Below are 1,836 nucleotides of genomic sequence, written 5' to 3'. Positions count from 1 at the left end.
GCACATCGAGGTGACCGATCGGTGAACCGATCGCGAACACAGCACTTCAGGGAGCGCAACAGATGTCTTTCCGAATCGTCATTCTCGCCGCGGGCATGGGCTCGCGGCTGGGCCGTGCGCTGCCGAAGCCGCTCACCGAACTGAGCGACGGCCGCTCGATCATGCAGCAGCAGCGCGACAACATCCGGGCCGCGTTCGGCACGGACGTCAAGATCACGAAGGTCGTCGGCTACCGGGCCGAGACGATCATCGAGGCCTTCCCCGACGCCAGCTACGTGCACAACGAGCGATACGACCAGACCAACACGTCCAAGAGCCTGCTGCGCGCCCTCCAGGCGACGGGCAAGAAGGGCGTGCTCTGGATGAACGGCGATGTCGTGTTCGACCCCCGCGTGCTGGGCCGGGCGATCTCGCTGATCGAGCAGGACCGCTCGTTCGTGACGGTCAACACCGCCAAGGTCAGCGACGAAGAGGTCAAGTACACGATCGACGAGGCCGGCCACATCGCCGAGCTGTCGAAGACCGTCGTGGGCGGCATCGGCGAGGCCGTGGGCATCAACTACATCTCGCGCGCCGACAAGCCGGCGTTCATGCGCCACCTCGCGCGCGTCGACGACCAGGACTACTTCGAGCGCGGCCTCGAGCTGGCGATCCAGCACGACGGTGTGAAGCTCCTGCCGATGGACATCTCCGACCTGTACGCGGTCGAGATCGACACGGCCGAGGACCTGGTCCACGCCAACGAGTACGTCTGATCCTCAGGGTCCTTCCGTCTGCAGCGCCTAGGATCTCGCGCGTGCCCGCAAAGGTCCACAAGATCCACTCGCTCCCTCCGGATGCCCCCTGGAAGGGCGGCCTGCCGCCCGCCGGCCACGACGAGCACCCGTTCCTCGTGCGCGTCCTGGACGGGGTGATCCGGATCCAGCGGCCCGCGGTGATCGCGCACATCCGATCGGTGCGGCTGCGCCACCCGGATGCGACGCCCGACGAGATCGTGCGCATCCTCGAGCGGCGGTATCTCGCCGCCGTCACCACCGGCGGGGCGGCGGTCGGCGCCACCGCCGTGGTCCCCGGCATCGGCACCGCCGTGACGCTGGGACTGTCGAGCGCCGAGACCATCGGCTTCCTCGAGGCAACGGCGCTGTTCGCGCAGTCGCTCGCAGAGGTGCACGGCATCGCGATCGACTCCCCGGACCGTGCACGCGCGCTGGTGCTGACCATGATGCTGGGCGACGAGGCCGTGAACCTCGTCAAGCAGCTGGCGAATCAGGCGGCCGGCACGGGCACCCGCTCGGCGTACTGGGGCGAGCTCGTGACGAAGTCGCTCCCGCGCGCGTCCGTCGGGCCGCTGCTCGACCGGCTGAAGAAGTCGTTCGTCCATCGCTTCGCAGCCAAGGGAGGCGCCTCTCTCATCGGCAAGGCGATGCCCTTCGGCATCGGCGCCGCGGTCGGCGGTGCCGGCAACCACCTCCTCGGCCGTCGTGTCGTCGTGGCCTCGCGCAAGGCGTTCGGCGCGGCCCCGACGTCCCTGCCCGCCGAACTCGAGCCGCTGCCCGGCTCCGCCCGCCTCGAGCTCACGGCCCTGCGCGGGGCGAGGCGGATCGGATCGGCCGTCGGCGGCGTCTTCGGTCGCGTGCTGCCGCACCGCGCGTCGACGAGCGCGGCGGAGCCGGACTCCGCCGAGCTCGACGCGTCGACGGATCCGCGTCCCGACGCGTCCTGACGCCCGCTCGGCCCGATCCGCCCGATCCCGCCCGATCCGCCCGGTCCGCGAGACCTCATCTCGGCCGCGAGACATCGCCGTGCGGCGATGTCCCAGTCCTGCCAGTCGATCTT

Annotated in this window: 2 protein-coding genes; both read left to right on the top strand. The window is 70.0% G+C overall.

The genetic code is table 11. From position 1 onward, the window contains the following. Positions 1–62: 62 nt before the first annotated feature. Positions 63–755, top strand: coding sequence for a phosphocholine cytidylyltransferase family protein (locus RIF89_RS14665; protein ID WP_309069808.1), 693 nt, complete (start codon positions 63–65; stop codon positions 753–755). Positions 756–796: 41 nt separating this feature from the next. Continuing rightward, on the top strand, positions 797–1,723 hold the full coding sequence (locus tag RIF89_RS14660) for a hypothetical protein (RefSeq protein ID WP_309069807.1): 927 nt from the start codon (positions 797–799) through the stop codon (positions 1,721–1,723). Positions 1,724–1,836: the final 113 nt, after the last annotated feature.

Origin of the sequence: Microbacterium sp. (assembly GCF_031178525.1) — a bacterium.
In the GTDB taxonomy this organism is placed as follows: domain Bacteria; phylum Actinomycetota; class Actinomycetes; order Actinomycetales; family Microbacteriaceae; genus Microbacterium.
This window is presented reverse-complemented; position numbering and strand designations above follow the sequence as displayed.

Bases quoted from the DNA above. Each gene is read 5' to 3' on its own strand.
- RIF89_RS14665 (WP_309069808.1), top strand. From the start codon at position 63: ATGTCTTTCCGAATCGTCATTCTCGCCGCGGGCATGGGCTCGCGGCTG.